The following is a 6,014-nucleotide window of genomic DNA, read 5'->3' as shown; positions in this document are numbered from 1 at the left end:
TCTGATTTGATTTGGTGTGGTAACTTAATTGTATCAGAAGTGGTCCTTATTTTTTTCAAAAACAATCAAAGCCGGTGACATTTTACTCGTCGTAAAATGTCACCGGCTTTTTCATTTCAGAGGTGGGATTTGTCCCAGCCTCTTTATTTTTTGTGTTTTAAAAAGTCTAGAGCATCTTGGTGATCTTTTTTCATAATCTGCTCGATTAATGGATCAGCCGGGATGACTTCCTTCTTTTTACTTTTAATTGTCCTATATACTGGCCTGATGGATGAAATACTGCTCTTTACTTTCCATTCTCCATCCTCAGAGACTAATTTTAAATCAATTAGCCCGAGATGATTGCCCCAATAGCCAGCCTGAACAGCAGCAGTTCCATTTATTGTTCCTGTCTTCAAGTCGATTCCCGGTACCTCCTGCAGCTCTTCTTTAACAGGAAAAACAGAGTGGCTGTGTCCGAATAAAATGGCATCTATTCCTTTGACTTTGCTGAGTGCCTGAACTGAATTGCCTTTCTTCTCCTTCAGCCCTTTATCGGATTGGAGGCCGGTGTGTGCAAGGGCAACAATGATATCCGCCCCTTTGCTTTTCATAATGGGAATAAAGTGCTCGGCTGTTTCTTTAATATTTTTTACTTTTAGGTTTCCACGAAAATACTCTCGATTCCACTCAGCAACAATTGGAGTAATAAAGCCAATTACTCCAACATTCAATTTGTGCTTTCCTCCAGCTGTATCTGTCACTTCTTTCTCTATGATTGTATAGGGGTTAAAATAATTGAGGTCATCTTCGTCAAGCTGGTTGCTGTCTTCTACATAGATATTGGCATTCACATAAGGAAAGTTAGCTCCCCTGAGACTTTCTTCCATAAAATCGATTCCATAATTAAATTCATGATTTCCCACTGTTGCGGCATCATAAAGCAGTGTATTCATTGCTTTAAAAACAGGATGCACATTCGCCAGGTCCAGTGGATGGCTTCTGTAGGCATATTCATCAAGCCCATTGCCTTCCAGAATGTCCCCGTTATCGAATAAAAGGGAGTTAGGAGACTCATTTCTTGCCTGTTTGATCAGGCTGGCTGTTCTGGAAAGCCCAAACTCCACTGTTTTCCTGCGGTCATCGTAATCATAACCAATCATGTTTCCATGAAGATCAGTGGTTTCCATCAGGCGCAGATGGATGGTTGGCGGTCCGGATACTTCAGCTTCTGTCTGGTTCCAGACAAGCAGCAGGGCTATGAATGATATCAGTGAGATAGTATATTTTTTCATTCCCTTTTTCATTCCAACTCCCCCAGACGATCAAAGATTAGTTTTCTTATTTTCTCTAGATGCAAGAAAATTAATCAGAGATTGGGGACTTAATAAAAAAGAAGAAAAAAGGGGAATTTTGGGATAATTTTATCCTTGATTAAGTATAATTGAATTAATCATGACTGCATATTTGTTTAGTAATTAGTCTTTGTAAAGGGTCTTGAAAATAATTTTCTCCCAGTTTTTCCAGCTTAGAAAATATTTCAGGCGAATTCTTGTTCTGACTCCGTTTCCTATGGGATATCTGAGGTCCGGCTCTTTTTCCCTGATAATGTCCACTGCTTTTTTCGCAACGATTATCGGATCTTCATATGATGGCTCCCCTTGATTAAGGTAGTTCTGTATTTTTATCATATAGCGGTAATATGGCGAGTCTTTTTTTAATGAGGGCTCCGCTATTTTTTTTCCTGTTGTCCAAATGCCTGTCCTGAAAGACCCTGGCTCAATCAGCACCACATTTACTCCGAACGGCTTGACTTCAAGCCTAAGGGATTCACTCCAGCCTTCTACTGCAAATTTTGAGGCTGCATATGGCGATAAGCCAGGAAAACCAATTCTTCCGCTGATGGAGCTGATATTAATGATGGTTCCGGACCCCTGTTCCCGCATGAATGGTAGAACTGTCTGGGTCACAGCAATCGTTCCGAAAACATTTGTTTCAAATTGCTCTCTATACTCATCCAGCGGGATTTCTTCTGCAAAACCTGCTCCTGCGTAACCTGCATTATTGATTAATACATCAATAGAAGGCAATTGGAGCAGCAGTCTTTTTATATTTCCAATAGAAGCTGAAGAAGTGACATCCAATTCGTGAATGGAAATTTGAGCAATTACTCCTTCTTTATCTGCTTTCTCCATTAATATTTTGCTTTTATCCAGGTTTCTCATAGTGGCTAGAACATGAAAACCGATCTTTGCCAGCTCAATGGCCATTAATATTCCAAACCCGCTGGAACAACCAGTAATGACTGCGTATTTCTTATTCAAAACCTTCATCCTTTCTCTGTAACGATTTTTTTGTTTCAAATGTAATTAGATATATAATTAAATGTAAAAGTATTATAAAATAATAAATATATTGAAAATAAGAGGATGAACAAGGTGGCTCAAATATTTATCAGCATTTTTCTGTTTTTATTCGGTTTGATTCCGGCAGTGCAGCAAAGCCAGGAGCAGATTGATTTCAATGACCTTGGAAGAGATGCTATTGTGATCGATTCACCAGCCCTGAAAAATCCTGCTTTTTGCAGCGCACTGGTAACTGCAGTAAAAACAACCGCAAAGATAAACAATTTTAAAGCATGGCAGATGTATTTTCATACTATGGCATCTGATGTATTCCATAGAAGCAGCGAGTACATGACACCCTACATGTTTCAGAGTAATTATCTCCGCATTTAATGGAAACCTGAAGAATCTTACTAAGTGTGGAGGAATGGAATTGGAAACGATTAAGTCACTTTTTAATAATAACGGTTTTAAACGATTCGTCATTTTTGGAATTATAGTGCTGGCTCTTTACCTGTCTAGAAGCATGATAAATTTAATCCTGATTACTTTTATCTTTTCTTTCCTGATGGATAGGCTTGTGAAACTGGTCCTTTCGAGGTTTAAACTGAATAGAAAATTGACAGTTGTAACCCTGTATATAGGTATTATCGGACTGCTTTCTATAGGGATCATTAAGTATCTTCCTTTAATAGTAACTGAAATTTCTCAGCTGTTTAAGCAGGTTGAAAGCTTTTATACCCAGAAGCATGACAATATTGTCATCACATACATAGTGCAAATGCTAGAAAGAAATGAAGTTACGAAATATCTCGAGCAGGGCTTTGCGTTTCTTCTTCAATATTTTTCAGATATTAGCCATATTGCGATTCAAGTTTTGCTGTCACTTATCCTTAGCTTGTTCTTCCTGCTTGAAAAGCCTAAACTTATGGAGTTTACTTTAAAGTTTAAATACAGCAAAATGGCTGCCTTTTATAATGAGATTTCCTACTTTGGAAGTAAGTTCGTGCAAACATTTGGAAAGGTTATTGAAGCGCAGGTCGTTATTGCTACGGTAAATTGTATCCTGACAACACTTGCCCTCTGGATCATGGATTTCCCTCATCTGATGGGATTGTCTATACTCATTTTCCTTCTTGGTCTTATTCCAGTGGCAGGCGTGATTATTTCTCTGGTTCCTTTATGTACAATTGCCTATTCACTTGGAGGCTTCATCCAGGTGTTTTATATTCTCCTGATAATCTTGGTGATCCATGCGATTGAAGCCTATATTTTAAACCCGAAGCTTATGTCTTCCAAGACGGATTTGCCAGTATTTTATACGTTCATCGTTCTGATTTTCTCTGAGCATTTCTTCGGTGTTTGGGGATTGATAGTCGGCATACCGGTGTTTGTGTTTCTGCTGGATGTACTTGAAGTAAAGAGCAACCCTCCGAAAATACAGTAACTTGAAAAACACACAGTTCTGCTGTGTGTTTTTTGCTACTTATTCACTAAGCCTCTTTTATTTACAGGCTGCTTCAGCCAATGCCTAAGCCCTTTTCCTGCGTGTGGTTCATCACTATATCTGGGGATGACGTGCAGATGGCTGTGCAGAATGGATTGATTGGATGCTTCACCGACATTCCATCCAAGAGTGTATCCATCGGGTGCATACTTTTTATCCAAATAATCCTTGGCTTTTTGAAGAAGGTCATATGTATCTTTCCACTCTTCAGCCGTTAAGTGAAAGGCATCTGCATGATGTGTTTTTGGCACAATGACCCCGCAGCCCTCCAAAACGTCCTGTTCTTTATCGTGCTGAAGAAAATAACAACTAGTGTTTTCAAAAATGATATTCTGGTGTGGATCGTTGTGTGGACTGCAAAAAGGACAATTTTCCGGATGGATCATTTAACCATTTCCTTTCCTTACAGGGTGAGTGTTCAGGATATTCTCTAAGGCGGTTTCGTGGGAAAGCTCATCATATGCAGAGTTATTGATTACGGCCTTCCGGATAGACAGTCTTTTCAGAATTTCTTCTTCAGCCTTTCTCCTTGCTTTAAGAACCTTTATGGTACCTTCTTCTCCGCTCAGATGATTCTGCTTCCCATATACTTGCTGCGTATAATAATTAATAAAGCCCTCAGACCAGCTTTTCGGCCGTTCTTTAACCGCTTTTTTAAAGGAGTAGTCGACATTATCCTGATTAATATAAATTAGCATCGGATTAAGCTTTTTCACCGAATTTTCCAGCGCTAAAACATAATCCAGTATCTTTGTTTGGGGTGCCCCATATTTTATCATCCCAATTGTAATCGGATTCTGGATAAAACAGCATTCAAAAATATGAACTTTTTTGCTGTTTTCAGCTTGCCTGGCGAATCTAGTCCACTTTTGAGTGATGAGTCTTATATTTTGCTCAAATGGCAGCTCATAGATATCATGTTTAAATGCTATTTCATAAAATGCATCTGGTATATCTGATCCCAGCTTTTTATAAGGCAGCAAAAAGCCATTATCTTCTGAAATGCTTTTTGCTGCAAATCGCTCTCTGAAAGAGCTGAATTCTTCTAATAACAAATGCCATTCTTCATTAGTAAAGTAAGCGACACTTTCAAAATCTGCCGGGTGGTCGAGATCCCCTTCATAATATACATCTGCTTCGATGCCATTTTTTCTTAGAATGTTATGCACCAATTCTGCCGTAGTTGATTTGCCTGAACCTGGCAAACCTTCAATTAAAATTAGTTTTGTATCCACGGATTCACCTTCACAATATTTAGAATTCATATTCTATTTTAAAGCATAAAAAGAAAAACAAACAGTGTTTGCTGTTTGTTTTTGTAAAAAAGAATTACGGGCAGAATTGATTTTGCAGCCATTTGCTAGGATACAAGTTTTAGGCCGATTGCCGCACTTAATACCATTGCAATAAAGAAGAGCCGTTTAGCGTCTTTCGGTTCCCCGTATAGAACCATGCCAAGGATTGCTCCACCGGCGGCGCCGATTCCGGTCCAGACGGCATAAGCTGTGCCCATGGGCAGTTCTTTCATGGCTAGAGACAGGAACAGGAAGCTGGCGCCAAAGCCTCCAATAAGCAGAAGTAAGGACTGCCAGTTTCGTTTTTGGTGCCAGCTGTTAATCATGGTGACACCTGTCATTTCAAAAACCCCGGCCAGAATCAGATAAAGCCAGCTCATAGATTTTCAGCTCCTTTCGATTCTTCCTCGTTTGTCACCAGCTTTAATCCAAGTACTCCTAATAATAAAACAAGAACAAGAAGGATTTTAGATAATTTCAAAGGCTCTCCGAATAATATTATTTCAGATAATACAGTTCCGGCATTTCCCATGCCAACAAATACAGCATATACAGTCCCCACCGGCAGCGCCCTGCCCGCCATGATCATCAGATAAAAACTGACAGCGATGCTTATGATAGTCCCTGCCCATGATAATGGATCATCCGCATGCTTTAAGCCAATGACCCAAAACACTTCAAAAAATGCAGCAATAAATACCTTTAGCCACTGCATGATATCAGCTCCTTTCTAATGAATAATATCTTCTGAAAAAGCAAAAAGCCCGGAAGATATCTGATGATCAGTATCTCCCAGGCTTTTATCCCTCCGTGGCATAGCCATAAAGGCTATGAGTTTTCTCTCGGACCAGTCCAGCAGCTGCTGCGGAACCCTAGAAAACCTTTTCT

The 6,014-nt window shown here is 39.5% G+C and carries 8 protein-coding genes and 1 riboswitch; of the genes, 2 read left to right on the top strand and 6 right to left on the bottom strand.

Annotated features, from left to right (window positions below; translation table 11 throughout):
- Positions 1–143 precede the first annotated feature (143 nt).
- A complete protein-coding gene (locus M3205_RS10215; protein WP_251169810.1) occupies positions 144–1,286 on the bottom strand; it encodes a metallophosphoesterase in 1,143 nt (380 codons plus the stop codon).
- Positions 1,287–1,457: 171 nt separating this feature from the next.
- A complete protein-coding gene (locus M3205_RS10210) occupies positions 1,458–2,303 on the bottom strand; it encodes an SDR family oxidoreductase (protein WP_251169809.1) in 846 nt (281 codons plus the stop codon).
- A 105-nt stretch (positions 2,304–2,408) separates the two neighbouring features.
- Between M3205_RS10210 and M3205_RS10205 the strand changes: the two genes are divergently transcribed.
- Together M3205_RS10205 and M3205_RS10200 are read left to right on the top strand one after the other, a co-directional pair.
- Positions 2,409–2,717, top strand: a complete 309-nt coding sequence (locus M3205_RS10205; RefSeq protein WP_251169808.1) for a hypothetical protein — start codon at positions 2,409–2,411, stop codon at positions 2,715–2,717.
- 40 nt (positions 2,718–2,757) lie between these two features.
- Positions 2,758–3,771 (top strand): AI-2E family transporter, encoded by a 1,014-nt coding sequence (locus M3205_RS10200; RefSeq protein WP_396105517.1) that lies wholly within the window; start codon positions 2,758–2,760, stop codon positions 3,769–3,771.
- A 35-nt stretch (positions 3,772–3,806) separates the two neighbouring features.
- Here M3205_RS10200 and M3205_RS10195 read toward each other — a convergent pair whose 3' ends face one another.
- From M3205_RS10195 to M3205_RS10180, 4 genes are all read right to left on the bottom strand, one after another.
- Entirely contained in the window at positions 3,807–4,217 is a 411-nt protein-coding gene (locus M3205_RS10195) for an HIT family protein (RefSeq protein WP_251169806.1), read from the bottom strand.
- The gene (locus M3205_RS10190) at positions 4,218–5,066 is read right to left on the bottom strand and encodes a P-loop NTPase family protein (protein ID WP_251169805.1); all 849 of its coding nucleotides are present in this window, start codon (positions 5,064–5,066) and stop codon (positions 4,218–4,220) included. It abuts the gene before it with no gap.
- Between the two features lie 125 nt (positions 5,067–5,191).
- The gene (locus M3205_RS10185) at positions 5,192–5,506 is read right to left on the bottom strand and encodes a DMT family transporter (RefSeq protein WP_251169804.1); all 315 of its coding nucleotides are present in this window, start codon (positions 5,504–5,506) and stop codon (positions 5,192–5,194) included.
- A complete protein-coding gene (locus M3205_RS10180; protein ID WP_251169803.1) occupies positions 5,503–5,841 on the bottom strand; it encodes a DMT family transporter in 339 nt (112 codons plus the stop codon). The genes M3205_RS10185 and M3205_RS10180 overlap by 4 nt, the downstream gene beginning before the upstream one ends.
- Before the next feature lie 72 nt (positions 5,842–5,913).
- A riboswitch (guanidine-I (ykkC/yxkD leader) is annotated at positions 5,914–6,013 on the bottom strand.
- Position 6,014 lies beyond the last annotated feature (1 nt).

This window comes from Cytobacillus firmus, from assembly GCF_023715565.1.
Lineage (GTDB): Bacteria > Bacillota > Bacilli > Bacillales > Cytobacillaceae > Cytobacillus > Cytobacillus firmus_C.
Note: the sequence above shows the minus strand (reverse complement) of the source record. Positions and strands in the feature narration are given on the sequence as shown.

Excerpts from the sequence above, each read along its gene's own strand:
- M3205_RS10215 (WP_251169810.1), bottom strand. The coding sequence starts at position 1,286 with ATGAAAAAGGGAATGAAAAAATATACTATCTCACTGATATCATTCATA.
- M3205_RS10205 (WP_251169808.1), top strand. The coding sequence starts at position 2,409 with ATGAACAAGGTGGCTCAAATATTTATCAGCATTTTTCTGTTTTTATTC.
- M3205_RS10195 (WP_251169806.1), bottom strand. The coding sequence starts at position 4,217 with ATGATCCATCCGGAAAATTGTCCTTTTTGCAGTCCACACAACGATCCA.
- M3205_RS10185 (WP_251169804.1), bottom strand. The coding sequence starts at position 5,506 with ATGAGCTGGCTTTATCTGATTCTGGCCGGGGTTTTTGAAATGACAGGT.
- M3205_RS10180 (WP_251169803.1), bottom strand. The coding sequence starts at position 5,841 with ATGCAGTGGCTAAAGGTATTTATTGCTGCATTTTTTGAAGTGTTTTGG.